The 228-nt window shown below is 36.0% G+C and carries 1 protein-coding gene; it reads right to left on the bottom strand.

What is annotated here, in order from left to right; genetic code table 11:
- A partial coding sequence (locus tag ACR9ZK_RS23960; RefSeq protein ID WP_481344387.1) for a hypothetical protein occupies positions 1-228 on the bottom strand: 228 nt, incomplete at both ends.

Raw genomic sequence — 228 nt, 5'->3', positions numbered from 1 at the left:
GACAGGCTGAACTACTCCTGCAAAATCTAGCTTGGATTCTACTTTTGTTCGACCTCCCAAATGGTTGATTGAATAGCTTCCTGTAGCTCTTCCTTTTGTGACAATAGAATTTGCCACATCAAAAATCATATTGGCAATATCGTATTTAAGGTGATCTCCGAATAAAGCATTCTTTCTTCTTTTGTAAATTACATCACATTGCTTATTCATTACGTCATCATACTCAAG

This window comes from Monashia sp. HAY1-5C (genome assembly GCF_056755255.1).
Note: the sequence above shows the minus strand (reverse complement) of the source record. Positions and strands in the feature narration are given on the sequence as shown.